Annotated in this window: 22 protein-coding genes; 12 read left to right on the plus strand and 10 right to left on the minus strand. The window is 61.7% G+C overall.

Going from position 1 to position 26,034, the window contains the following annotated elements:
- Positions 1-26: 26 nt before the first annotated feature.
- The 3 genes from GVN17_RS19925 to GVN17_RS19935 form a co-directional block, all read right to left on the minus strand.
- Positions 27-1,079: an ABC transporter substrate-binding protein gene (locus tag GVN17_RS19925; protein WP_166596963.1), complete on the minus strand. Its 1,053-nt coding sequence runs from the start codon at positions 1,077-1,079 to the stop codon at positions 27-29.
- Positions 1,080-1,229: 150 nt separating this feature from the next.
- Entirely contained in the window at positions 1,230-2,336 is a 1,107-nt protein-coding gene (locus GVN17_RS19930) for an ABC transporter ATP-binding protein (protein WP_166596964.1), read from the minus strand.
- Positions 2,336-3,727: an aminotransferase gene (locus tag GVN17_RS19935; protein ID WP_256665316.1), complete on the minus strand. Its 1,392-nt coding sequence runs from the start codon at positions 3,725-3,727 to the stop codon at positions 2,336-2,338. The genes GVN17_RS19930 and GVN17_RS19935 overlap by 1 nt, the downstream gene beginning before the upstream one ends.
- 187 nt (positions 3,728-3,914) lie before the next feature.
- Here GVN17_RS19935 and GVN17_RS19940 point away from each other — a divergent pair, with 187 nt between their 5' ends.
- The 4 genes from GVN17_RS19940 (at position 3,915) to GVN17_RS19955 (ending at position 7,943) form a co-directional block, all read left to right on the plus strand.
- On the plus strand, positions 3,915-4,799 hold the full coding sequence (locus tag GVN17_RS19940) for a transketolase (protein WP_166596965.1): 885 nt from the start codon (positions 3,915-3,917) through the stop codon (positions 4,797-4,799).
- Complete coding sequence (locus GVN17_RS19945) at positions 4,796-5,806, plus strand: transketolase family protein (RefSeq protein ID WP_166596966.1); 1,011 nt, start codon at positions 4,796-4,798, stop codon at positions 5,804-5,806. The genes GVN17_RS19940 and GVN17_RS19945 overlap by 4 nt, the downstream gene beginning before the upstream one ends.
- On the plus strand, positions 5,796-7,079 hold the full coding sequence (locus tag GVN17_RS19950; protein ID WP_166596967.1) for an aspartate aminotransferase family protein: 1,284 nt from the start codon (positions 5,796-5,798) through the stop codon (positions 7,077-7,079). Before GVN17_RS19945 ends, GVN17_RS19950 begins: the two co-directional genes overlap by 11 nt.
- Positions 7,080-7,268: 189 nt before the next feature.
- Complete coding sequence (locus tag GVN17_RS19955) at positions 7,269-7,943, plus strand: GntR family transcriptional regulator (RefSeq protein WP_166596968.1); 675 nt, start codon at positions 7,269-7,271, stop codon at positions 7,941-7,943.
- Between the two features lie 101 nt (positions 7,944-8,044).
- Here the strand turns inward: GVN17_RS19955 and GVN17_RS19960 are convergent, their stop codons facing one another.
- Together GVN17_RS19960 and GVN17_RS19965 are read right to left on the minus strand one after the other, a co-directional pair.
- Positions 8,045-9,286, minus strand: a complete 1,242-nt coding sequence (locus GVN17_RS19960) for an MFS transporter (RefSeq protein WP_166597014.1) — start codon at positions 9,284-9,286, stop codon at positions 8,045-8,047.
- 312 nt (positions 9,287-9,598) lie between these two features.
- On the minus strand, positions 9,599-10,585 hold the full coding sequence (locus tag GVN17_RS19965; protein ID WP_166596969.1) for an ABC transporter substrate-binding protein: 987 nt from the start codon (positions 10,583-10,585) through the stop codon (positions 9,599-9,601).
- A 605-nt stretch (positions 10,586-11,190) separates the two neighbouring features.
- On the opposite strand from GVN17_RS19965, the gene GVN17_RS19970 reads away from it, so the two are divergent.
- The 6 genes from GVN17_RS19970 to proB are packed head-to-tail and all read left to right on the plus strand — an operon-like array spanning position 11,191 to position 17,633.
- Entirely contained in the window at positions 11,191-12,039 is an 849-nt protein-coding gene (locus GVN17_RS19970; protein ID WP_166596970.1) for an ABC transporter ATP-binding protein, read from the plus strand.
- Between the two features lie 31 nt (positions 12,040-12,070).
- Positions 12,071-12,820 (plus strand): ABC transporter permease, encoded by a 750-nt coding sequence (locus GVN17_RS19975; protein ID WP_166596971.1) that lies wholly within the window; start codon positions 12,071-12,073, stop codon positions 12,818-12,820.
- A 5-nt stretch (positions 12,821-12,825) separates the two neighbouring features.
- Positions 12,826-13,557 (plus strand): ABC transporter permease, encoded by a 732-nt coding sequence (locus tag GVN17_RS19980; RefSeq protein WP_166596972.1) that lies wholly within the window; start codon positions 12,826-12,828, stop codon positions 13,555-13,557.
- Between the two features lie 42 nt (positions 13,558-13,599).
- On the plus strand, positions 13,600-14,436 hold the full coding sequence (gene nadC, locus GVN17_RS19985) for a carboxylating nicotinate-nucleotide diphosphorylase (RefSeq protein ID WP_166596973.1): 837 nt from the start codon (positions 13,600-13,602) through the stop codon (positions 14,434-14,436).
- A gap of 5 nt (positions 14,437-14,441) precedes the next feature.
- Complete coding sequence (gene phnN, locus GVN17_RS19990; protein WP_166596974.1) at positions 14,442-16,487, plus strand: phosphonate metabolism protein/1,5-bisphosphokinase (PRPP-forming) PhnN; 2,046 nt, start codon at positions 14,442-14,444, stop codon at positions 16,485-16,487.
- Positions 16,488-16,535: 48 nt separating this feature from the next.
- Positions 16,536-17,633, plus strand: coding sequence for a glutamate 5-kinase (proB, locus tag GVN17_RS19995; protein ID WP_166596975.1), 1,098 nt, complete (start codon positions 16,536-16,538; stop codon positions 17,631-17,633).
- Between the two features lie 10 nt (positions 17,634-17,643).
- Here proB and GVN17_RS20000 read toward each other — a convergent pair whose 3' ends face one another.
- The 3 genes from GVN17_RS20000 to GVN17_RS20010 form a co-directional block, all read right to left on the minus strand.
- Positions 17,644-18,975 (minus strand): LLM class flavin-dependent oxidoreductase, encoded by a 1,332-nt coding sequence (locus tag GVN17_RS20000; protein ID WP_166596976.1) that lies wholly within the window; start codon positions 18,973-18,975, stop codon positions 17,644-17,646.
- A complete protein-coding gene (locus GVN17_RS20005) occupies positions 18,972-19,940 on the minus strand; it encodes an aliphatic sulfonate ABC transporter substrate-binding protein (RefSeq protein WP_166596977.1) in 969 nt (322 codons plus the stop codon). The genes GVN17_RS20000 and GVN17_RS20005 overlap by 4 nt, the downstream gene beginning before the upstream one ends.
- Positions 19,941-20,049: 109 nt before the next feature.
- Positions 20,050-20,958 carry a LysR family transcriptional regulator gene (locus tag GVN17_RS20010; protein WP_166596978.1) on the minus strand — a complete coding sequence of 303 codons (909 nt, stop codon included), beginning with the start codon at positions 20,956-20,958 and terminating at the stop codon, positions 20,050-20,052.
- 163 nt (positions 20,959-21,121) lie between these two features.
- Here GVN17_RS20010 and GVN17_RS20015 point away from each other — a divergent pair, with 163 nt between their 5' ends.
- Positions 21,122-22,447, plus strand: a complete 1,326-nt coding sequence (locus GVN17_RS20015; protein ID WP_166596979.1) for an MFS transporter — start codon at positions 21,122-21,124, stop codon at positions 22,445-22,447.
- Positions 22,448-22,495: 48 nt separating this feature from the next.
- Positions 22,496-23,680 (plus strand): M20 aminoacylase family protein, encoded by a 1,185-nt coding sequence (locus GVN17_RS20020; protein WP_166596980.1) that lies wholly within the window; start codon positions 22,496-22,498, stop codon positions 23,678-23,680.
- 9 nt (positions 23,681-23,689) lie between these two features.
- On the opposite strand, the gene GVN17_RS20025 is transcribed toward GVN17_RS20020, so the two are convergent.
- Positions 23,690-24,919: an MFS transporter gene (locus GVN17_RS20025; protein WP_166596981.1), complete on the minus strand. Its 1,230-nt coding sequence runs from the start codon at positions 24,917-24,919 to the stop codon at positions 23,690-23,692.
- A 124-nt stretch (positions 24,920-25,043) separates the two neighbouring features.
- Positions 25,044-25,955 (minus strand): LysR family transcriptional regulator, encoded by a 912-nt coding sequence (locus GVN17_RS20030; protein ID WP_166596982.1) that lies wholly within the window; start codon positions 25,953-25,955, stop codon positions 25,044-25,046.
- Positions 25,956-26,034 lie beyond the last annotated feature (79 nt).

Raw genomic sequence — 26,034 nt, forward strand, 5'->3', positions numbered from 1 at the left:
AGCCGCCATTCAAGCAAAGGACGGGCTTACTTCGCCGCCCAATTGGTGAAGCGCGCCATCAGGTCTTCCTCGTAGTTGACCCAGAACGGCGTGTCGAGCAGTAAGGCGTTTTCCAGGTTGGCGGGGGCGGTGGGCAAATTGCTCAGCGTCTGTTTGTCCAGTGCAGCCTGGGCCTTGGCGTTGACGATGCCGTAGGGGATCGCTTGAGCGAAGGCGGTCTGGGCTTTGGGGCTGACCATGTAGTCGAGCAGGGCGTAGCTGTCTGCGAGGTTTGGCGTGCCCTTGATGATCGTCCAGTAATCCATGCTGTAGAGCTGCTGGTTCCAGATCAGGGGGAAGTGTCCGCCTTGCTGGTTGGCGATGGCGATCCGACCGTTATAGGCAGCCGTGACCGCAACGCTGCCGGACGACAGCCATTCAAGGGGTTGAGCGCCGGTTTCCCACCATTGGATGTAGGGCTTGATCTCATCCAGCTTGGCGAAGGCGCGATCCTGACCAGCCTTGGTCGCCAGTACCGTGTAGACATCGGCAGGCTTGACGCCGTCGGCCATGAGGGCGATTTCCAGCGTCATGCGCGCTTGCTTGCGCAGGCCACGCTTGCCGGGCCATTTCTTGACGTTCCAGAAGTCGGCCCAGGTTTTCGGGCCATCACTGGCGAACTTTTTGTTGTCGTAGGTCATGACTTCCGACCAGACAATCGCGCCGACCCCGCACGGTGCGAACTTGTCCGAGGGGATGTCGGCGGCGTTGCTCAGCTTGCTGTGATCCAAGGGTTCCAGCAGGCCTTGCTCGCAGGCCAGGGCCATTTCGTTTTCGTCCATCTGCACCACGTCCCACGTGGGGTTGCCGGCCTGGACCATGGCTTTCTGTTTGGCAATGCCGCCATCGTAGGTGTCTTGCACCACGGGTTTGCCACTTTGTGCTGCATAGGGCTTGAAGTAGGCCTTATCGAACGCTTCCTGAGTAGCGCCACCGAAGCCGACCGCGGTCAGGTCTCGGGCCTGCACGGCGTGGCTGGCAAGCAAAGTGGCGGCGCAAATCGAACAGACCAGTGCGGTGCGACGGAATATCGAGGACATGTTTGTCCCTCCTGCTGTTTGAGGATGTAAATGGAAGACAAGGTTCACAAACGGGCAGTGACGAACTAAACGGTGTCAGGGATGGTGTGCATGGTTGCCTCTCGGATCGTTATTGTTGTCGAGACTTATCGTTATCGGTGCTGCGGTGGATCAGCTCAATTCGAATAGATGGGCGTCGTCGGTACTCCAGTCAAAGCCGGTCATCTGGCCGGGTCGCAGTTGTTTGAACAGGGCGTTGTTGGGCACTTTCACAATCAGCGCTTGCTGGTTGCTCAGGCGCAGATGCACGCGCAGGTGGTCGCCGAGGTAAACGGTGTCGGTCACCGTCGCCTGCCAAGGCATGCTTGCCATGGGGCCGAGGCGAATGTTCTCCGGTCGGATGACCAGCTCAACCCGCTCAGGACGCCGGCCCTTGAGCGCTTTCGCAGAGCCGGTGACCTGCAGGCCGTTTTCCAGGATCACTTCACAGGTCTGCTCATCGCGAGGCCGGGCCGCGCCGATCAACACGTTGTTCTCGCCAATGAAATTCGCGACATAGGCGTTTTCCGGGTGTTCGTACAGCGCTGTCGGCGAGCCGATTTGCGCGATGTCGCCCTGATGAAACACGGCCACCCGATCGGACATCGTCAGCGCTTCGCTCTGGTCGTGGGTCACGTAGACGATGGTCACACCCAGGGATTTGTGCAGTTGCTTGATCTCGTACTGCATGTGCTCGCGCAGGTTCTTGTCCAGCGCGCCCAGCGGCTCGTCCATCAGAATGATTTCCGGCTCGAAGACCATCGCCCTCGCCAAAGCGACGCGCTGTTGCTGCCCACCGGAAAGCTCGGTAATGCGCCGTTGCTGCATGCCATGCAGCTGCACCATGTCGATGGCGCGCTTGACCTTGGCCTGTAAGTCCGAGCGATTCAGGCCCCGCATTTTCAGCGGGTAGGCCAGGTTTTCCTCGACACTCATGTGGGGGAACAGCGCGTAGTTCTGGAACACCATGCCCATGCCCCGCTGATGGGCCGGTTTTTTCTGGATCGGCGTGCCACCCATGAAAATCTCGCCCCGGGTCGGGGTCTCGAAACCGGCGAGCATCATCAGCGTCGTGGTCTTGCCGGAGCCCGAGGCGCCCAGCAAGGTCAGGAATTCGCCCCGGCTGATGCCCAGATTCAGATCCTTGATGACCAGCGATTTGCCGTCATAGCTTTTCTGAACGCCGTTGAACTCGATCAAGGGCAAGGTGGTTTGAGGGACTGCGGCCTTGGCGTTCATCACAATGACAACCCGTTGGCCAAAGCGACGACATCCAGCGCGCGCGTCAGGCGGGCGACCAGCTCGGCGATCTCGTCGGCGGTGATGATGAACGGCGGCGCGAGGGCGATGGAGTCCCCCATGTTGCGCACGATGAGGCCGTGTTCCCGGGCTGCCCGCTCGACTTGGGCGCCGATGCCGATGTGCGCCGGGAAGGACGCACGGGTCGTTTTGTCCGCGACCAGCTCCAGCCCCGCCACCAGGCCGATGCCGCGCAGCTCGCCGATCAGCGGGTGTGCCAGCAGCGGTTCCAGTTGCTGGTGCAGCAGACGGCCCAGCTCCTTGGTGCGTTCAGGCAAATGCATTTCCTGGTAAATCGTCAGGGTTTCCAAGGCCACAGCGGCCGCTACCGGGTGGCCTGAATACGTAAAACCGTGGCCGAAACCGCCGAGTTGCTGGCTCTGCTCTTCGATGGCCTGATAGACATTCCCCGCGACCACCACGCAGGAGATGGGTTGATAACCCGATGACAGGCTCTTGGCGCAGGCCATCATGTCCGGCGTGAAGCCCAGGGTCTGATGACCGAACCAACGGCCCGTGCGTCCAAAACCGCAGATGATTTCGTCGGCCAGGAACAGAATGTCGTGCTTTTTCAGCAGCGCCTGAACGCCTGCGAAGTAGCCCGAAGGAGGGACGATCACGCCACCGGCGCCCATCACCGGTTCCGAGATGAACGCGGCGATGGTGTCGGCGCCTTCCGCTTCGATGCGCGCTTCCAGCGCCCGCAGCAGGCGCCCGGTGAACTGCGCTTCGCTTTCGCCCTCGATGCCGTAGCGATAGAAATGTGGGCATTGCACATGCAAGACGCTGTTTTCCAGCGGCAAGCCGAACGCCGCGTGCATGTTGGGCAACCCCGACAGGCTGGCACCCATCACCGTCGAACCGTGAAAACCTTTCTGGTGGGCAATCACCTTGCGCTTGCTGCCCTTGCCGCGCGCCCGATGGTACGCCCAGGCGAGCTTGATCATCGAATCGTTCGCTTCTGAACCCGAACAGGCGAAGAAAATCTTCGGCTGTTCGAACGGCACCAGGCTGGCAATGCGTTCGGCCAACTGTGCGACCACATTCGGCACCCGGTGGTTGAAGGTGTGGTAGTAGGGCAGCACGGCCATCTGGCGCTGCGCCGCTTCCACCAGCCGAGGGTTGGAAAACCCAAGCCCCGCGCACCACAAGCCCGACATCCCTTCGATGTAATCGCGGCCGTGTTCATCGGTCACGTAAATCCCTGATCCACGCTCGATGACCAGCGGGCCCTGTTGCTGATGCGCCCGCAGATTGGTCTGCGAATGCAGGTGGAAGCGCACGTCCGTGCGGGCCAGTTCGGTTAAGGGAAGGGTGGTTTCCTGCATCATGAAAAGCCTCGTTGAGCGTTACTGATCACTTATAACTTATATGATTGACACCGAAATTGACGCCGCGCAAGTCCTCGACGAGAAAAAATAAAAACGTCAATCGGTGGTTGATTCCACAAAATATAACTTATAAGTTGTAAGAAGAAGGCCGCATCAGGCCTCGATCAACCCACTCAGGAGTGCCCTCATGCCCGCTGAAAATCGCGCGGTTCGTGATCCCGTAACGCCGTTGACGCCCGAGCAGATCGCTCGTCTGAAAGAGCGCGCACTGTTCGTGCGCCTTGAGACGGTGCGGCTGATTTCCATCGCCAAGGTTGGCCACTACACCTCGGTATTCTCGTGTGCCGAGATTTTCTCCGCGCTGTACTACGACGCCATGCGCCTGAAACGCGGCGAGCCGAAATGGCCGGGACGCGACCGGTTTCTGATGGGCAAGGGCCACGCTGCCGTCGGCCTCTACCCGCTGTTGGCCGACTGGGATTTCTTCGACAAGGCCTGGCTGGATGACTACACGCGGCTAGGCAGCCCACTGGGCGATCACCCGGACATGCGCAAGGTGCCGGGGGTTGATTTCAGTTCGGGGTCCATTGGCCATGCGTTGTCGGGCGGCCTGGGCATGGCGCTGGGCGGGCGTTTGCGGGGCAATGCATTCGACGTCTACGTGCTGCTGGGCGATGGCGAGATGCAAGAGGGGCAGGTCTGGGAGGCCGCATTGGCGGCTGCGCATCACAAGACCGGCAACCTGATCGCCATCGTTGATCGCAACGGCTATCAGCTTGACGGCAAGGTCGATGACGTCGTGGGCATCGAACCGCTGGCAGACAAATGGCGGGCCTTCGGCTGGGACGTCCGGGAAGTGGACGGCCATGACGTGGCCGCCGTGGCGACGTTGTTCCGCGAGTTGAAAGCCGAGCCTGCGCGGGAACGTCCGGTCTGCGTGATCGCCCTGACCGCCAAGGGCAAGGGTGTGGAGTACATGGAAACCGAACCCGGCTGGCATCTGGGCTGGCTTGCCCCGGAAGACGAAGTGCTGGCCATCGAAGAAATCAAAGCCAATGGAGGTGTTCAATGAGTGCGCCAGTCAACCCGAAAAGCTGGCAGTACCGCCAACTGAACGCGATCAATCCGGGGCTCGATTATTTATCGGAAGGGCTGCTGGATCTGGTTGCCGACGGCCATCCCATCGCTGTCGCGACGGCCGACCTGCAATACTCCAACGGCCTGAACCGCTTCGCCGAGAAACACCCGGATCTGTTTATCCAGTTTGGTATCGCCGAGCAGAACATGGTCAGCGCCGCAGCCGGGATCGCCACCACCGGGACCATGCCGTTCGTGGCGACCTTTGCGTCATTCCTGGCGTTGTTGTGCTGTGAACAGATCCGCATGGACGTGGCGTATTCGGCGTTGCCGGTGCGTCTGATCGGCCATCACACCGGCATCAGCCTCGGCTTTTATGGCACCTCGCACCACGCCACTGAAGACATCGCGATCATGCGCAGCATCGCGGATCTCACGGTGGTTGCTCCGGCAGACGGTCCGCAGCTGGCAGCCGCGATTCGCGCGTCGATTCACCATCCGCAGCCGATTTATTTCCGCATCGGACGCGGTCAGGAACCGTCTGTTTATCCTGACGACGTCACCTTTGAGTTTGGCAAAGCCATCGTGCATGCCGTAGGCCGCGACGTGACGCTGATTGCCACCGGCAGCATGCTGCACCCGACCCTGGAAGCCGCCAAAGCACTGACCGAAAGCGGTCTTGCGGTCGGCGTGATCGACATGCACACCCTCAAGCCCATCGACCGCGAGGCGATCGTGAACGCTGCCGCTGGAACGAACCTGCTGATCACCGTGGAAGAGCACAACGTGCTCGGCGGACTGGGGGGCGCTGTGGCCGAAGTGCTGGCCGATGAGGGCGCCGGTGTGCGTCTGATTCGCCATGGCATTCATGACGAATACAGCCTTATTGCGCCGCCGACCCATCTCTATCGGCATTACCGGCTGGACGCGGCAGGCATCGAAGCGGTGACCCGCGAGGCCTTGGCCAACGTTTCCGGCAAGGAGCAGCGCCATGTCGGCTAATCAAGCGTGGTATGCCCGTGCCGAAAAAGTGCTGCCAGGTGGTCATCTCAGTCCCAGCCGCAAGCTTGGACAACCCTATGCGTTCGTTCGCGCAGAAGGGGCGTATCTCTTCGACGCCGACGGTCATCGACACACGGACTTTCATTGCGGATTCGGCGCCCATGTCCTGGGGCACGGGCATCCGGCAATCCGTGATCGGGTCTTCGAAGTGGCGCAGCGCATGGACCTGATGGGCGCAGGCATCACCGACCTGGAAGTCGAAGTGGCGGAGACGCTGGTCGGTCACATTCCCTGCGCCGAGCAGATTGCGTTTTGCAACAGCGGCTCGGAGGCGACCTATCACGCGTTGCGCCTCGCCCGTGCGGCCACGGGTCGCAAACGGATCATCAAGTTTCAGGGCGGATACCACGGCTGGCACGATTACGTCGCCATGAACGGTCAGACCGCCAGAGACCGGATCGGCCAGTTCGACCCGATGTCCGATGGCATTCTCCACGCCGCCGCCGAGTACACGGCTGTTCTTCCGTACAACGATGCCGAAGCGGTCGAGCAGTACCTCAAGGCTCATCCGGGGGAGGTGGCAGCCATTATCGTTGAGCCCATCGCTCACAATATGGGGGCGGTGGCGGCGACGGACGCTTTTCTTAAAGACCTGCGCAGCCTGACACGCGACCATGGCGTCGTGCTGATCTTCGATGAAGTGATCACCGGCTTCAGGCACGCGCTGGGCGGCTATCAGTCGATCGTTGGGGTGACACCGGATTTGGCCACGTTTGGCAAGGCTGCTTCGTCCGGCTATCCCGTGGGGTTCATTGCCGGGAAGCGTGAGTTGATGCACTTGATCGGTTTGACCGGTCCCAAGGGCGTTTTCATGGGCGGCACCTGCAATGGCACCCCTTCAACGCTGGCGGCGGTGCAGGCCACCCTCGAAGAACTGGCGCGCCCCGGGACGTACGAAAAGCTGTTCGCCTTGGGCGATTACATGCGCGCACAGCTGGACATCATCGTGCAACGCCTGGGCATTCCGGCACAAAGCGCCGGTTATGGTTCGGCCTGGCTGCTGTATTTTTTCGAGGGGCCGTACCACCAGTACACCGATCTGCTGCGCAACGATGACGCGCGCGACATGGCCTTTCGTCAGCGCCTGATCGAGAAACGGCACATCTTCCAGCCGATGCAACTCAAGCGACTGTATCTGTCGACCGCGCACACCCGCGAGATACTGGATGAGTCCCTTGGCGTGATTGAAGATGTGTTGAAAACGCTGGTCTAGCGGTTCACAGCGTTGTGTGCCGAAGACAGCCTGCCGACTGACTTCGGGCTGGCGACAGTCGCCAGCCATCGCGAGTGAATTCGCGCCTACAGGTGATCGCGCCCTATATGTTATAAGTGGCCCCTTATCGCTTATGAGGGCGCGAGCCTTCATGCCATTACCCGAGACCGCCACTATCAGGAGCTCACTGTGCAGATTCAACCCTTGGAGCAAGGCAACCTTTCGGCTCGGGCGTACTTTTCGATTCGCGAAGGACTGATCGCTGGAAACTTCAAGCCGGGGGAGCGGTTGGTCATGCAGGACCTCGCAGAACGACTGGGAACCAGCGTCACGCCTGTGCGCGAAGCCTGTCTTCGGCTGGTCAGCGAACGCGGTCTGGAACTTCGCTCTGGCCGGTTTGCAACGGTGCCGGCATTGACCCGCGCGCGGTATCTGGAGGTTCGGACCATCCGCATGGCGCTGGAAGGGCTGGCCGCCGAAATGGCCACCCAAAACGTGACTGAAGCCGACTTGGCCAGGCTTCTGGCGCTTCACAACTTGTTCGAAGAAGCGGATCGAAACAACGACGGCCTGGCGGCGATGCACCACAACCGAGAGTTTCACTTCACGCTCTACAGGCTGTCGGGCATGGACATGCTCACCGCTCAGATCGAGGGCTTGTGGGTCTCCATGGGGCCGATCCTGAATCTGTTCTATACCTTCGGCCACAACTCTTATATCGGGGCCGATGAACACATGGTGCTGATGGATGCGTTGCGCGATAAAAAACCCGCCAAGGCCCGCAAGGCCATTGCTGATGACATCCTGCGCGGCGGTGTCAGCATTCTGAAATTCATTGATGAAACCGAGGAGAAACTGGCCTGATCAGGGTCTCTCCACAGGCCCTGACCGCGCTGCAATGCTCATCGCAGCCGGTCCGCAGATCAGGTTTCCAGCGCGCTACGCAGGAAGCCCGGCCCTGTCGCTCAGTGCTGAGTGACCACAACCGAGGCGTCAGCATCCCCGGCCTGGCTGTTGCTGACGTTACGTCCCAGCACCAGCACCGTCGCCAGACCGCAGCCCACCAACGCCGTCGCCAGGCTCATCAACACCGAGCTGCCCAGTTGGTCGACGATCTGCCCGCCGAAGAAAGAACCCAGCGCAATGATCACCTGGAACATCGCGACGAACAGCGGCATGCCGCGTTCGACATCTTTGGGGGCCACGACGAACATCCAGATACTGGCGCAGGCCGGGAAGGCGCCGAAGGCAAAGCCCCAGAGCGCGATCAGCATGGCAGCGCCCGTCAGGCCGGTGGCGAAGTACGGGAACAACGCGGTGCTGACGCCAATCAGCACCGCGACCAGCATCAGCGTGTGGCGCACGCTGCGGTTGGCAGCGAAACCGGCAAAGATGTTACCCATGACCCCGGCGATGCCATAGAGCAGCAGCAACGAACCAATGGTGGGGCCGTCGAACCCGGCGCTGTGTTTGAAGAAGGGCGCGACGTAGGTGTAGGCAGCGAAGTGCGCCAGGCCGATCAGCAGGACCGCGATCAGCCCAACCCTCGCTTGTGGATTGATGAACAGGGCCGGGAGGTCACTGATGCGAATGGCTTTGTCCGGATTGAGTCTCGGCAGCAGGAAAAGCTGCGCCAGCAATACCGGGACGCCCAGCAGTGCGGTCACCAGAAAGGTCATGCGCCAGCCCATCAGTTCGCTCAGCCAGGTGCCGACCGGCACGCCCAGCACCGTGGCCAGGGTCACGCCCACCATGATGATCGACGTCGCTTGCGCCACGCCTACGCCTTTGGGGGCGAGACGGCCGCTCAGGGCAATCGCCGTGGCCCAGAACCCGCCGATGCTGACGCCCAGAAGCACGCGACCGAACAGCAGCAGACTGAAGTCGCTGGCGTAGGCCACGACCGAGTTGGCGATGATCATGATCAGCGTCAGGCCGATCAACAGGTAACGACGGTCCATGGCGCCAATGCCCACCGACAACAACGGCGCGGCGAGGGCGGCCATGATGCCGGGCAGGGTCACCATCAGGCCGGCGTGGCCCGCACTGATGCCCAGGTCGCGCGCAACGTCGTTGAGCACGCCGACCGGAAGAAACTCGCTGGTGACCAGGGCGAAGGCGCCGACGGCGACCGAGAGAATCGCCAGCCACTGCTGTTTGACGCTCTGCTGATTGTGTTCGGGCGGGGTATGACTGGCGCTTGGCATGGTTTCGAATTCCAAGGAAGAGTGTCGCCTCAAGGAGGCGCAGGAGCGGGGGAAAAGAGGAGGAGATTGTAGGAGTCAGCTTTCGAGCGCCAACAGGCGAGCGGTTCGATAGTCATCATCAGTAAGATTGATAAGACCCCTCCAAACGCCCTGGATAGAGCCTCTCACGGGTGCTGTCGGCAGGCCTGCCCCAAGAGCGGGTGCTCAACACTGATCGCCCATGGCCGAACCCTGGCCGTGCAAAAAAACACCGACGGCCCGTCGCCTGTCACACAGGCAAACGGGCCGTTTGCAGGGGAGCATCAGCCGTGATTAAGGCTGCAAGTCGCTCGGCAGGTAGGATTTGTCCATGATGGCGGCCCAGTCCACCGTGCCTTTGAGTTCTCCGTTGAGTCTCAGGCCGTCGGCCATGCGCTCCAGTTCGACCGTGTTGAAATCACCCTCGCTCCACATGTGGGGCGCGATCATATTGTCCACGGCTTCCTTGGCGATGGCCGGCTCCAGCTTGAAACTCTTGGCGAGGATGTCGGCAGCCTGCTGCGGGTTGTCGTAGATGGCTTTGACGCCCAGTCGGCGGCCTTCGATGATTGCTCGCAGTTTGTCGGGGTGGGCCTTGGCGAATTCGCGGGTGGTGATCCCCACCGACGTCGTCATCGGCGGCAGCAAGTCGCTGGACTTGTAGAGCGTGGTGTACTGATCTTTGCGCAGGATCGACAGAGGCTCGATCTGCACGGCCGCGTCCACGGCTTTCTGATCCAGCAACGTCAGGCCGTTCACGTAGCCGCCGGAGGCCACGCGGGTCACTGTGTCCGCGTCGATGCCCTTGGCTTTGAGCGACATCAGCAGCAGCATCTCCGAGACGCCCTTGGGCGAGGTGATCGCGACTTTTTTCCCTTCCAGTTGAGCGATGTCCTTCACCGGAGAACCCTTGAGGGTCACGACAGACGATTCGGCCACCGAGCGGGTGCCGATGTTGACGATGACCAAATCAAGCCCCTGGCGCTGGGCGGCGAGCGCTGCGGCCACGGCCACTTCACCGTAGGGCGTATCGCTTGCCAGAATATTGCGCACGGTGGTGCCGCCACCGCCCGATCCCAGAATGCCCGTGATATCGATACCTGCCTTCTTGAACAACCCGGTCTCCATCGCCACGGCATAAGGGAGGCCATAAAGGCTTGTTCCCCATTGGGTCACCGAAATCTCGTCGGCGTGCGCAGACGTGGCGATCAGCGACAACATCGCCAGGCCGGCTGCGGCGAACTTTCGGGTCGAGTACAAAAGGGCTTGCTGTGCAGTCATTCTTGAAACTCCTATTGGCTTCAGGGTGCATGGGGCATGGCAAGAGAGGGGCGAGGCGTCGTTATTATTAGTTTCTGTACGCTATTAACTGCGGGCAGCAAAATGCAGGCCAAGGGTATTTTCTGAACGAGCTTTTTTGCAGTCTTGGACATTAACACGCTGATAATCCTGAACTTAGGGCGTTTTCATTGTCTTTCGCCAAAAAGGCCGCGTGCCGCGTTGAATCAGTGTGTACGTTGTTTTTGCCGGCCGTTGCGCGCACTGCTCGCTGAGCGGAAGACGGGTGAGTTCGTCCCGTTTTAGTGCGATTGTACGAACGACAGCACTAAGCTGGAGCGAGTAGCGTACACATTGCAATCGATTAACTTTCTGTTTTATAGCGCTTGTTTTTACCGCGCTCACTTATCAGCTTTAAAATCAGATTTAATCTGTTAAAAGCCGTTATAAATCATCTGTTTAATTGAATGTTGTTGTTACTTCAATGCGGGTTTTTATTACTTGGCAGCGATCTTGCTGTGTCCTTCATATGTAGCGTATGCATTATAAGTTGAGCGCTTTTAGCCTTGGCGGGCCAGGGCTTACCAGCGAATCTGGAGGAGTGAAGCATGACCTTTGCATTGAAGGGTGGGGCGGTTGAACCGCTAAGGGCGGCCCCGGAATCTCGCACGGCGCACGTCACTCTGAGTCAGGTGACTCGCTCGTTCAAAAAGGCGGGTACGCGTGAACTGTTTGCGGCGCTCGGGCCCATCGACCTGACGCTGAACAAAGGTGAATTCTTCTCCGTTGTCGGCCCCTCCGGGTGCGGCAAATCCACATTGATGGACGTCCTGTCCGGCCTTGCGCGACCGACGTCGGGCGAGGTGATGTTCGAAGGCAAGGTCATTTCCAGCGTGCCAGACGGCGTGGGCGTGGTGTTTCAGGAGGATGCGTCGTTTCCCTGGCTGAACGTGCGCGACAACATCGCTTTCGGCCTGCGTCGCAGCGGCGTCGATGGCCCGGAAGTGGAGCGTCGGGTGGCCTACGCATTGGGGTTCATGGGCCTGCGGGATTTCGCGAGTGCCTACCCCGCGCAACTTTCCGGAGGCATGCGCCAGCGGGTGTGCATCGCCCGAACGTTGGTCATGCAGCCGCGCCTGATTCTGATGGACGAACCCTTCGGTGCGCTGGACCAACAGACGCGCTTGTTGATGGGGGACGAACTGCTGCGGTTGTGGCGCGAAACGTCCGCCACTGTGTTGCTGATCACCCACGCGCTGGACGAAGCCGCGATGCTCTCGGATCGCGTCGGCGTGATGTCCTCACGGCCAGGGCTGTTCATTGACATGGTGGACACCGGCTGGGATCGCGACCGCGACAGCCGCGTGGTGTCCACGCCACGCTTCGGCGAGATCAATTCCCGTCTCTGGGAGAAGTTGCGCGTGGAAACCATGAAGGTCATGGGCACCCAGCACTGATCCGGTCGGGCCATCTAGCGAGGACGTCGAGTTGAATATCGAAAGCGTGCTGCGATCTGCACTGGTCGCAAGCTTCATCGGGTTGATCGAGCTGCTGTGCCGGACGCACGTCATCCCTCAAAGCGTGTTGATTCCACCCTCGCAAATGCTCACGCATCTGTTGGCACTGGTGTCGTCGGGGCATTACGGCGCCGACATTCTGTTCAGTTTCACCAACATTCTGGTGTCGGCGTTCATCGCGGTCATCAGCGGGTTCTTCATTGGCCTGGCGGTGCATTCGATGCCGCGTTTTCGGGCGGCCCTGGAACCGTTGCTGGCGAGCTATTACGCCGTCCCGACGTTCATTTTCTACCCCGTATTCATCGTGGTTTTCGGTGTCGGTCACGGCTCGATCATCGCCATCGCGGTGCTGCTGGCCATCGTCGCCATGATCACCGCCACGCTGACCGGGCTTGATCGTATCCCCAAGGTCTTGCGCAAGAGCGCTGCGGTCATGCGCATGTCCAGGCTTGAGACGGCGTACCGCATCGAGCTGCCTGCCGCGCTGCCGTACCTGTTTGGCGGGGTGAAACTGGCGGTGGCCTACGCCTTCATCGGCGTCATAGCCTCCGAGTTCATCCTCTCAGGCTCCGGGATCGGCTACGCCATTGCCTTTGCCTACAACAATTTCGAGAGCGACAACATGTACGCCCTCATGTTGCTGGTGTTGATCAGTGTCACGCTGATCAACGCGCTGCTCAATTTCATGGACCGTCGCCTGCAAGCGCGTCGTCAACGGTGAATACCATGCAAAGAATGGTTCCGACGTTTTTACTGGTCATGGCCCTGATTGCCGCCTGGCAGGTGTTGCACCTCATGATTGGGGCCGGCGCGCTGACCTCGCCCTGGATGACGCTCACACACCTGATTTCAATGATGGGCACGGCCGAGCTGTGGGCCAACGTGGGGGCGACCGCCAAGGCATTCGCCTACGCCATGAGCCTGGCATTGATCGGCGGCATCGTGCTGGGCGTGTTACTGGGCATCAACCGTCTCGCCGGTGCGGTCGCCGAACCGATTCTGCTGAATCTGTACGCGATCCCCAAAGTGACGCTCTACCCGCTGGTCTTGCTGTGTTTCGGCCTGGGGCTTTCGTCGAAAGTGGCGTTCGGCGTCATGCACGGTCTGATTCCGATTCTGTTGTTCACCATGAACGCCATTCGCCAGATGCGACCGGTGTACCTGCGCACCGCCGGGACGCTGCGCCTGAGCCCCCTCCAATCGCTGTTCCACGTTCTGCTGCCCGCGATCCTGCCGGAAATCGTGGCCGGCGTACGGCTGGGTTTTGCGCTGACGTTGCTGGGGGTGCTGATCGGCGAAATGTTCGCTTCTCAACGGGGGCTGGGCTACCTGGCGGTCAACGCGATGGGGCTGGGGGATATCCCGACCATCATGGCCGTCGCGTTGTTACTCACCGTCATCGCCGTCACCTGCAACAGCCTGATGCTGATGCTCGACAAAAAATTGCAGCACCGATAATCGACCTTCACCGAACTGTATCCACACATAGGGGTAACCACGATGTATGACGTATTCCAGACTGACCGCCTGATCGACCTTTGGCTGGCCGAAGACATCGGTTATTGCGACCTGACCGCTCAAGTGATGATCGAAGCGGACGAAGTGGGCGCTTTCTACATGAACGCTCGCGAGACGCTGATCGTCTCCGGCATCGATATCGCTGCACGGGTGTTCAAGCGTTACGACCCGACGCTGGAAGTGATCGTGCGGGTGAAGGACGGTCAGAAAATCGAAGCCGGTACGGTGATGATCGATGTCCGTGGCAACGCGCGCAGCGTTCTGACAGCCGAACGAACGGCGCTGAATATCGTGCAGCGCATGTCGGGGATCGCCAACGAGACCGCCAAATACGTGGCCGCCGTTGCCGGCAGCCGTGCACGCCTGATCGACACCCGCAAGACCACGCCCGGCCTGCGCATGCTTGAGAAACACGCGGTGACGTGCGGTGGCGGCCTTAACCATCGCCTGGGCCTGGACAACGGCGTGATGATCAAAGACAACCACATTGCGGTGTGCGGCGGCATCACCCAGGCGGTACAGCGCGCGCGTCGCCAGTTGCCCGTGCTGACCAAGCTCGAAGTCGAATGCGACAGCCTCACCCAAGTGGCCGAAGCGCTGGAGGCCAATGTCGACGTGATCATGCTCGACAACATGAGCGTGGCGGACATGGCCGAGGCGGTGAAAATGGTCAATGGGCGCACCAAACTGGAAGCGTCCGGCGGCATCAATCTGTCGACCATCGGCGCGATTTCCAAGACCGGTGTCGACTACATCTCGACCAGCAAGCTCAATCAGGCCGCGGTGTGTGTAGACATCGGCCTGGACGAGGCGGAGTAAGTCACATGGCGCAGGGCATCTTCTTCTTTGTTGTCGGCCCCAGCGGTGCCGGTAAGGATTCGTTGATCGAAGGCGCCCGCGCCCAACTCGGTGACACCGGTCGATACGTGTTCGCCCGTCGCACGATCACGCGCCCCTCGGGCGCACCGGGCGAGGACCACATCGGCGTCACTGAGGCTCAATTCTCGGCGTCCGTGAGTGCAGGGGCGTTTCTGGTCACCTGGGACGCTCATGGACTGTCATACGGTTTGTCTGCTGATTTGCTGACAGCGTTGGGCGAGGGCTGCAACGTCATCGCCAACGGCTCACGCAAAATGATTCGTCAACTGGCCGGGCTGGTGCCCAGGCTCGTGGTGGTGGAAGTCACGGCGTCGATCGACGTGCTGGCGGCGCGCATTCTCGCCCGTGGCCGGGAAAATGCCCTGGAGGCGGGCGCGCGGGTGATGCGTCAGGTCGAGCCGTTGCCCGTGGACATCGAAACGATCCGTGTCAACAACGACGGCGCCCTTGAGCAGGGGGTCAGCGCGTTCGTTCATGCGTTGGCGAACGCCTCTCAACGGGTACGTCTGCGCCGTGTGCCGATCTCGACGGGCCTGGAGCGGGTGGCCTACTTGCCCCTTCACAGCGCCGTGCTGTCGGTCGGCGATTATTTGGGCGGCTCGAAAGTCGACCTCCTGGCCGACACCGCATCATTGAGCGTACAGATTCAAGGGCTGGACGCGCCGGGGTTGCTGGCGGCGGACGAAATCGGGTTGAGCGAGGAAGCATTCGCCCATTGGCGGGTTGCCGAGGGCGCCGAGATCGCCTTGCGCCGCACGCCATCACCGGCCAGTCGTCAGGCCCTGATTCAGAAGGTTCAGGGGCAAGAGCTGGGCGAACCCGAGTATGAAATGCTGCTGCGCGACATCATTGAGGGGCGTTACACGGATGGCGAAATCAGCGCGTTTCTGGTCAGCGCCACGCGCAGCCTGTCCGACGCCGAGGTCGTCGCGCTGGCCAGGGTGCGCAGCCGCTTCTCCCCGACGATGACGTGGGACCGTCCGATCGTGGTCGACAAGCACTCGATGGGCGGGGTCCCCGGCAGCCGCATCACCTTGCTGGTGGTGCCCATCGTCGCGGCTCACGGCCTGGCGATGCCCAAAACGTCGTCCCGGGCAATCACGTCTGCGGCGGGCACGGCTGACGCCATGGAGTCCGTGGCGCGAGTGGACCTGGACATCGCCGACGTGCAGCGTTGTGTCGCTGAGGCGGGGGCGTGCATTGCCTGGAATGGGCGACTCAATCACTCACGGGTGGACGATGTGATGAACGCGATCACCCGGCCGTTGGGGCTTGATTCCAATCGGTGGTCGGTGGCGTCGATCCTGTCGAAAAAGCTCACCGCTGGCTCGACCCACGTGGTGGTCGATCTGCCGTACGGCCCGCGCACCAAACTTAAGACGCAGGCGCAGGCCAGGGAACTGGGCGATTTGTTCGAGCGGGTCGGGGCCGGGCTGGGTCTGACCGTGGTGGCTTTTGCCACAGACGGAAGCCGGCCTATCGGTCGCGGCATCGGGCCTTCGCTGGAGGTGCGCGACGTGCGGGCGGTGCTGGCCAATGATCCTGAGGCGGCGCAGGACTTGCGCGACAAGGCGCTTTTTTTCGCGGGACAGATTCTGGCGTGGGACCCGGCCATCGGCAGTGTGGAAGCCGGTCGTCGCCGCGCGGAGGAACTGCTGACCAATGGCGAGGCCAATGCGGCGTTTGAGCGGATCATCGACGCCCAGGGTCGGCGAGCGCCCGTGTTGCCAGGTGCGCTGACCTTCGTGGTGTGTGCGAGCGCGGCAGGGGAGGTGAGTGCACTGGACGGTTGGCGCATCGGTGAGCTGGCCCGACGCGCCGGTGCGCCGGCGGATAAATCCGCTGGCATCGACCTCAAGGTCGGGCTGGGTGACCGGGTAACGGCGGGGCAATGCCTGTATGTCATCCATGGCTCCAACAGCACGGACCTTCAGTCTGCCAGCCTCCTGGCACAGATGAGCGACGGCGTGACCGTCACGCCAATCGCGTGATCCGGATGCACCGCCATCCGCGCCCTGAACAAACAGTGAGGTAGCCACATGCGTGAAGCGATCACGACCACCCAGCGCTGGGTCATCCACGTCGACAACCGCCTGATTGCGGCAACCGACGGCTTCAATCCGGATGCCATCCGCAAGCTGGCCGCTCAATCGATGGCCCTGCGTCAACGAGGGCTTGAAGTCGTTGTGGTCTCGACGCCTGGCGCCGGTGCCTCCACGGGCGTCGCGCTGCCCTTGCATCAAGCGCAGGCCCTGGCCGCGATCGATCAGATCAGGCTGACCCAGCTCTGGGCGCAAGCGCTGGCGCACGCTGGCGCTCAATCTGCGCAGATTCTGCTGACACAGGATGACCTGTCCCACCGCAAGCACTACCTCAACGCACGCAGCACGCTGCAAGTCTTGCTCGGGCAGGGCGTGATCCCGTTGGTCAGCGAGAACTGTGCCTTGGCCACCCATGGGATTCGCGCGGGAAACACCGACAGTCTGGGGGCGCTGGTGGTCAATCTGGTGCAGGCGGATGTGTACATTTTGCTGACCGAGCTGGAAGGCTTCCTGATTACGAGCCAAGGCCTTGAAACCGATCAGGCCACAGCGGTGATCGATGAAGCCGCTGCCGGGGATGCCTCGCTGGATCGCTACGCGCACGACATGACTGAACACTTCGGCGTCGATGTGCGCTCCTGGTTGCGCTCGGCGCGGCTGGCCGCCCGTTCAGGTGCCCACACGGTGATCGCCGATGGGCGCCAGGACGGCATTCTCGATGCCATCGCTGCGGGCGCATCGGTCGGCACGCTGCTGATCTCTGATACCCACCCGGCGGCGTCCCGAGGACGCTGGCTGTCCAATCAACTGCCCATGCGCGGGACGCTGGAGATCATCGACGGCAGCGCATCGGCCACGACGGGCATCACCGCGTTGATGATCCTGCGCAGCGAAGGCGTGTTTCAGCGTGGCGACATGGTGGTGTGCCGAGGCGCTGACGGCGTTGAGTGGGCGCGGGGGCTGGTCAACTACAGCTCGCAGGAAATTCAAAAGCTGCGTGGCCAGTTCGTCGAAGCGTTTTCCCGGCAAATCGGTTATGTCGCCGAACCGGACATCATCAGTCGCGAAAATCTGGTGGTTGTAAAGGCGCCCTGACCGGACGCCTTTAGGCGCGAGGGCCGTTCGCAGGCCGCTCCAGCCCCAGATGCTCACGCAGGGTGCGTCCGCTGTACTCCCGTCGAAACAGGCCCCGTCGCTGCAACTCGGGCACCACACCGTTGACGAAATCGTCGAGGCTTTGAGGCAGGTAGGGCGGCATGATGTTAAAGCCGTCGCAGGCGCGTTCCGTGAACCACTGTTCGAGATCATCCGCGACTTCGCTGGCCGTGCCCGCCAGCACCCGATGGGAGCGACTGCCACCAAAGCGTTTGCCCAGTTGGCGCAGGGTCAGGCCTTCGCGTTGCGAGAGTTCCTGCACGAGTTTGAAGCGGCTCTGGTTGCCGCGTATCTCTTTCACCTCCGGCAACGGCTCGTCCAGCGGGTAGACCGAGAGGTCGTGGTTCATGCTGTCAGACAACAGCGCCAGCCCGGCGAGGGGGTGCACGTTGTCCTCCAGTTCGGCGAATCGGGCCTGCGCTTCGTCTTTGCTCTTGCCCACGAACGGCATCACGCCCGGCATGATTTTCAGCGAACCGGCCGCGCGCCCCTGAGCGAGCAGGCGCTGATTGACCGTCTCGTAAAACACCTTGGCTTTTTGCAAATCGGGCTGTGCTGCGAAGATCACGTCGGCGACGCTGGCAGCGAAGCCCTGGCCGGTGTCCGAAGAGCCCGCCTGAATCAGCACCGGGTGGCCCTGCGGCGAGCGCGGCACATTGAGCGGGCCGCGCACGTTGAAGAACTCCCCCGCGTGATTGAGGTAATGCACCCGCTCGGGATGGGCAAACTCCCCCGTGACCTTGTCGTGGATGAAGGGGTCGTCTTCCCAGCTGTCCCACAGTTTGATCGCCAGTTCGACGAACTCCCGCGCACGCCGGTAGCGCAGTTCGTGTTCGAGGATCGGCTCGGCGCTGTGGTTCAGCGCTTCGCCGTCGTTGGTGGAGGTCACGATGTTCCAGCCGATGCGGCCTTCGCTGAGGTGATCCAGCGTGGCGAAGGTGCGTGCGAGGGTGAACGGGTGATTGAAGGTGGTCGAAGCTGTCGCCGCGAGGCCGATGTGCGACGTCGCGCCCGCCAGCAGGCCGAGCAATGCGACCGGGTCGAGGCGGGAACTGGTGAGGTAGTGCACGCTGGCGTCGAGGTTGTTACCGAAGCGGTCTGACAAGGCCAGGCGGTCGGCGAAAAAAAGGTAGTCGAACTTGCCGCGTTCGGCGGTCTGGGCCAAAGCCTTGAAGTAGGCCGGGCTGGTCAGATTGCCGGGTTGCGCGTCGGGCAGGCGCCAGGCGCTGGCGTGGTGGCCGATGCCCATGAGAAAGGCACCGAGGTGCAGTTGTCGGCTCATTGCGGGTGCTCCAGATCGACCACCGCGTCAGCGACGTGCACGGCCTTCGGCAGCAATTGGTTGCGATAGAACGCATCGGCCACCCGTTGCTGGGCATCAATCACCTGAGGGCTCAGCGGAAAATGCACGCCCCACGGCTGGCGGGCCAGCGACCGAATCCACACCGGCACGGGCACCTTGGTGTCGTCGCTCAGCAGCTGCGCGACTTCCTGTTGATGGCTCTGAACGTAATGCTCGGTGCTGTCCAGCTCGCGCAGCACCGTAGCGAGGGTTTCCGGGTAGCGTTTGGCGAAGGGGCGCGGCGCGATGTAGAAGCTGTATTGAATCGGCAGGCTGCGCGCCGTGATCAACGGACGGGCCCCACTCGACAGTTCGGTGTCGGCGAGGCGCGGGTCCGGCACCACCCACGCGGCCACGTCGCCCCGCTCGAACGCCGCCCGGCCTTCGCTGTAACCGAGATAGGCTTCTTCCACGTCACCGAGTCTGAGCTTGGCCTGCTCCAGCGCGGCGATCAGCAGGTATTGGCCCGCAGACCCCTTGGCCACGGCAATCCGTTTGCCACGCAGATCCGCAAGCGACTTCGCGGTGGAGTCCTTCGGCACCAGAATCGCGTAATTGTCCTGATAGGGTTCGCTGTAGCCGACGTACGTCACATCAGGCCCGGCGCCCGCCTGGGCGAACACGGGCGGGGTCGCGCCCACGAAGCCGATGTCGATGTCGCCACTGTTGATGCCTTCGACCAGCGGCGGCCCGAACGCGAACTCTTGCCACACCACTTTGACGCCGTGAGGCGCGAGGGCTTTTTCCAGCGTCCCGCGGTTTTTCAGGACCACCAGGCTGTTGCCTTTCTGGTAGCCGACGCGAACGGTTTGCGGATACTCGACGGCGGCCTGGGCAATGCTCGCCCACACACCTGCCACCTGAAAGGCCGCTACCCACACGGCTGTTTTGAAAGGGATGTGCATGGTTCACGCTTATGAAAGGGAAGGGGCGTCAGGGTATCCAGTCCGGGCGACGCACCGTAAATACCCAATACACATAAGCTTATGTGGGTTCAACGGACCACCCGAACGCTCAAAACAGCGCCTTCTCCTCCAGCATCTGCAACAGTCGCTCGACCGCCACCGATGGCTGCCGATCGGCGCGCACCAGCATGTGCGCCTCTGCGGTTTCGAACACCTCGCTGCGGGTGCGGAGCGCGACAAGGCTGCCGTCGGCGACTTCATCTGCCACGGCGTGGGACGACAGAAAGGTCACGCCAAGCTGCGCCTTCACGTAGCTTTTAAGGGTGGCGATGGAGTTGGTCACCAGGCTGGATTCGAACTGCACACGGTCGTGGTATTGCGCCAGTTTGACCAGGTTGCTCAGACCAAAGCCGTTGGACATCATCCCCACCGGATAGGGGCAAACGTCGCTCAGGGCCAGCGGCTGTTTTTTCCGGGTCAGGGGATGGCCAGGCCAGGCGATCACGCACATGGGCTGTTTGCGTTGCATGACGGTGCGCACGGCCGGGTCGATGGGCGGGCGATAGGCCAGGCCGAGGTGGGCCTGGTCGTTGGCGAGCATGCGCACGGTGTCCACTGCGTTGGCGAATTCCAACGTCACCTTCAGCTTGGGGTGTTGCTGGCAGAAATCCTGAAGCACCCAGCGCACCAATTCCTCGCGAAAACCTTCCCCCGCAACGATATGAATTTCGCCACGCTCCAGCCCCTGCAGTTCAGAAATCTGGGTCAGCAGCAGCGTTTCACTGGAGCGTCGTTCGCGGCAATGGTTGATCACCAGCTCGGCGGCTTCGGTCGGAATGACGCCTCGGCCGTGGCGCTGGAGCAACTGCACACCCAGCTCGCTTTCCAGCTGATGAATTTGCCGGCTGACCACCGACGCTTCGACATTCAGATGGTCTGCCGCGCCGCGTATCGAGCCGGTTTCTGCCACGGCGAGAAAGTAGTGCAAACGTCGTTCACTCAGGCCAATTCTTTGCACAGTCGGTGTCTCCTGACCGTTGACTAAAAGGCAACGCTCGCCAGCGAGTATTGCTATTGTTCGCAGTCTTCATCCTTCTCATACTTTGTGTCAATCGGGCGATGCCAAGCTCATCGGTTCCAGACAACAAGAACAACAACGCAGAGTGTTCGAGGACATCACCATGGCTTACGCCGCAACGCTGATTACCGTGTCACCCCCGGATGACGGGGCTTTGGGGAGGATGTACCGCAAGATCAGTTGGCGGCTGCTGCCGTTCCTGTTGCTGTGTTATTCGCTGGCCTATCTGGATCGGGTCAACATCAGTTACGCCAAGATCGCGATGCAGCAGGAGTTCGGTCTCACCGACGCCGCTTACGGGCTGGCCGCCGGGATTTTCTTCATCGGCTACGTGATGTTCGAAGTGCCGAGCAACCTGTGGCTGGCGCGGGTGGGGATTCGCAAGACCCTCAGCCGCATCATGCTGTTGTGGGGCGTGGCCTCGACGTCGATGCTGTTCGTCCATGACAGCACCACCTTTTACGTATTGCGTTTCTTTCTCGGGGTGTTCGAGGCCGGATTCGCCCCCGGCATGATCCTCTACCTGACGCTGTGGTTTTCCGGCAAACGCCGGGCGCAGGTCATGGCGTGCGTGTTGTTGGCGGGGCCGGTGTCGAATATCGTCGGCGGGCCGTTGTCCACCTGGATCATGCAAGCCTTCGCCGGGACCCAAGGGCTGGAAGGCTGGCAGTGGATGTTCATCCTGGAAGGGGCGCCATGCATCCTCTTGGGGGTGGTCGCGTACTTCTTTTTGAGTGATTCACCCGCCCAGGCGCCGTGGCTGAGCACAGAAGAAAAACAGTGGTTGGCGAACGATCTCGAACAGACGCCGCCGTCGAAACAGCACACCTTTGCGGCGGCGTTGAAGGACTGGCGGATTTATGTGATGGCGCTGATTTACTTCTGCCTCATCTGCGGGCTTTATACGGTCAGCTTCTGGTTGCCGACCCTGCTGCGGGATGCGGGCGTGAAGGACATTGTCGACATCGGGCTGTACTCGGTCATTCCGTACAGCGCCGCCATTGTGGCGATGATGATCAACGCCCGGCGCTCCGACCGGCTCAGCGAGCGGCGATGGCACGGCGCGGTGCCAGCGTTCATGGGGGCCGGTGGTCTGGTCCTGACCGGTTTCAGCAGCGGCAACCTGCCGCTCGCCCTGGGGAGCATCACGTTGGCGACCTTATCGACCTATGCCGCTTATGCCGTGTTCTGGGCGAGGCCTTCGACCTACCTGAAAGGCACTGCGGCGGCGGGCGGCATTGCGTTGATCAACAGCATCGGCGCGTTCGGCGGCTTTGTCAGCCCGTCCATCATCGGTTTCCTGAAAACCCTCACGGGTTCGTTTGTCACCGGGATGGCCGCGATGGCCGCGCTGTTGGTCATTGGCGGTGTCTGCACGCTGGCCCTGCGTTTGCCAGCGCCTGCGATACCTCAAGCCGATGCGCCTTGATCGGCATGATTCACGCACTTTCATTTCTTATCGTCAGGTATGTTTCGGATGAACACTGAACCCCATTACTGCGAAATCGACGACCTCCAGCCCATGACGGATGAGCTGACCCGGATACGCCGCCACATTCACCAGCACCCGGAAATGGCCTATGAAGAGTTCGAAACCGCCGCGCTGGTGGCAGGCAAGTTGCGCGCGTGGGGGTATGACGTCACTGAAGGCGTAGGCGAAACCGGCGTCGTCGGCACGCTGACAGTGGGCAGTGGCAAGCGTATCGGCCTCCGGGCGGACATGGATGCCTTGCCGCTGACCGAGCAGACTGGCCTGCCTTACGCCAGTGTTCATGCGGGAACCATGCACGCCTGCGGTCACGACGGTCACACCACCATGTTGCTGGGGGCGGCTGAATACCTGGCGCGCACCCGGAATTTCAACGGAACGGTGCACCTGTATTTCCAGCCTGCCGAGGAGAAGGGATTCGACAGCGGCGCGCAGCGCATGGTGAACGACGGGCTGTTCGAGCGCTTTCCCTGCGACGCCGTGTTCGGCCTTCACAACCATCCGGGAGAGGCGCCGGGCACCTTTCTGTTTCGCAGTGGTGCGTTCATGTCGGCGAGCGACAAAGTGGCGATCACCGTGCACGGCCACGGCGGTCACGCGGCCCGGCCGCACCTGACGGTGGACCCCATCGTGGTGGCGTCGAGCATCGTCATGGCGCTGCAGACCGTCGTCGCGCGCAACGTTAATCCGGTAGAACCCGCGGTGGTCACCGTCGGTTTGTTGCAGGCGGGGGTGGCCAACAACGTCATCTCCAACAGCGCCTATCTGGAGCTGAGCATTCGTTCGTTCAGCAAGCCCGTGCGCGCGCTGTTGAAGGAACGTGTGCAGGCACTGGTTCACGCGCAGGCCAGCAGCTACGGGGCCACGGCGACCATCGATTACATGGAAGGCTACCCGGTGATCGACAACACGCCCGCTGAAACCGAGTTCGCCTTGCAGGTTGCCCGTGAACTGGTGGGCGACGCGCACATCATTCCCCACGCTGACCAGCTCATGTCCAGCGAAGACTTCGCTTACATGCTGGAACAGCGGCCCGGATGCTTTCTGCGGCTGGGCAATGGCGTGGGAGAAGACGGCTGCATGGTTCACAACCCGGCGTACGACTTCAATGACAAGAACCTGCCCATTGGCGCGGCGTATTGGGCACGTCTGGTGGAGCGGTATCTGAGCTGAAGCCCCGGATCATTTCCCCGCGTGCTGATCGGCCTCAAGGATCGAGGTCACGGCGGCGGGGCGACGTTCTTTGGCAAACCACCACCCTGCACCGCCGCCCAAGAGACTCGCCAGCACCGCGAGGATCAGGACCACGGGTTGCGTGCCCAACGGCGCCGCGAGCAGCGCCACTAGCAGACCGGCAAACGGCTGCGAGAGGTTGTTGAGCAGGGTGATCACGCCCACGGTTTTGCCGAAGTCCTGAGCGGGAATCACGCGCTGACGGGTGGTGCGCATGTAGACGTTGAAGACCTTGTCGAACGCGACGATCAGCAGAAACCCCAGGCCGTAGCCCAGCAAATTCGGGCTCAGTGCACAGACGAAAGCGCCCACGGCGATCATCGAATACCCGGCTCCGCCCAACAGCCGCAAGGGCAGCGAAACGCGCGCCAGCACGAACAGAATCAGGATCGTGGCCACCGCACCCGCCGCCTGCAACCCGGCGTAGTGGTCCTTGTCGGCGCCGTAATCGCCGATCACCATGGCCGCCGAAGTGGCCAGGGTCACGCCGACGATCAGGTTGACGCCCACGGCCAGCGTGATGATCTTCTTCAGTTCCGCCCGATCCCGGATGTGCCCGAAGGCCACTCTCAACGGTTGCAGCCAGAGGCCTTGAATGGGCTCGAACACCTCAAGGGTGACGTGGCTGAGGCGCTGCCACATCAGCATGCTCAGGTCAGCCAGCAAAAACAGCCCGGCGATGCCCAGCACCACCCAATGCCAGGGCCAGACTTCCAGCACCAGAGCCGCCAGCAGTGGCCCGAGGACCAGCCCGGTCTGGTCGGCGATCTGCGAGTAAGACAGCGTTTGGGTGTAGCGGTAGTGCTGAAAAATGTGAGGCATCAGCACTTCCCGCGCCATGACCCCCTGGGTCGTCAGCACCCCGCAGAGTGCCGACAGCGCCACCAACCAGCCGATCCCGCCGAAGACCCCGTAAAGCGCCATCGCCAGCAGACACAGCACGGCGCGGTACACCTGGCTGATGTGCAGGATTCTGACCGGAGGGTATTTATCGCAAAGCGCCCCGCACACGGGAAACGCCAGAAACCGCGGCAGCGACTCGACGGAAAACGCCAGCCCGGCCCAAGCGGCGCTTTGGGTGGTCTGGAACACCACCAGCGGCACGATGAACAGCAGAATCTGATCCGCCAATCGAGACAGAAACAGCGACATGAAAAAGGCGAGGTAATCCTTGCGCACAGTGACCTCCTGGTGGTGAGCAGCGCGGGCGGGTCGATTCGGACGGGCCATCCCTCAACCGCCGACGGGATTATGCCTGCAGGCGACCTGTACGACGATGCCGATCACTCACGACCCTCGCCGCTCAAACGCCCTCTGCTGGCGGCGACTGCTGGAACCGTTCGCTCAGAAAGTCCAGCAACGCACGCACCCTCGGCGCCAGATACCGGTTGCGCGGATACAGCGCGTACACCGGGGTTTCGGCGGTTTGCCATTGGGGCATCACCTGTTTCAAGCGCCCGGCGGCGAGGTCGGCGCGGATGTCCCAGATCGACTTGAGGGCGATGCCGTGTCCATCAATGGCCCATTGCCGAGCGACCGCCCCGTCGTTGGTTTCACGCGCCGCCTCCAGAGGCACCTTGAACAGCGCGGTTTCATCCTCCCGTTGCAGGCGCCACTCGCTCGACCACCCTGTCTGGCCAGAAACGATGTGGTCGAAATTCGCCAGTTGATCGGGATGCGTCGGTACGCCTTTGCGCTGCAAATAATCGGGCGCGGCGCACAGCACGCGGTGATTGGCGGCCAGCGGTCGGGCGATCAGCGAGCTGTCCGGTGGCACGCCGAAGCGGATCACCAGATCGACATCGTCGGTGATCAGGTGCGACAGGGAATCGGACAGCAGCAGCGCGGGCACGACCTGCGGGTAAAGGCGGGTGAATTCATCGAGCCAGGGGTTAAGCACGTTGCGGCCGAAATCCGAGGTCGCGGAGAGACGAACCTTGCCGCGTATTTCCTTTTTTTCAGCGGACAGCGCGGCGCGGGCGTCGTCCAGCGATTGCAGCGCCAATCGGCAGTGCTGCAAATACAGTCGGCCTTCATCGGTGAGCCGGAGCTGGCGGGTGGTGCGTTCGAAGAGACGGGTAGCGAGTGAGCTTTCGAGCTTGAGCAGGCGGGCGCTGGCAGCGGCGGGGGACAGGCCCAGTTTGCGGCCTGCGGCAGAAAGACCACCCAACTCGGCGGCTTCGACGAACAGGCGGATCGCGTCCAGGTTGTCCATGATTCTTCCGTTATTTTTGAAAATCCATCAAAGCCTAACCCAATTATCAAACGCAGTCGCTGATCGCAGACTGAGCCCA

Origin of the sequence: Pseudomonas sp. SLFW (genome assembly GCF_009905615.1) — a bacterium.
Lineage (GTDB): Bacteria > Pseudomonadota > Gammaproteobacteria > Pseudomonadales > Pseudomonadaceae > Aquipseudomonas > Aquipseudomonas bambusae.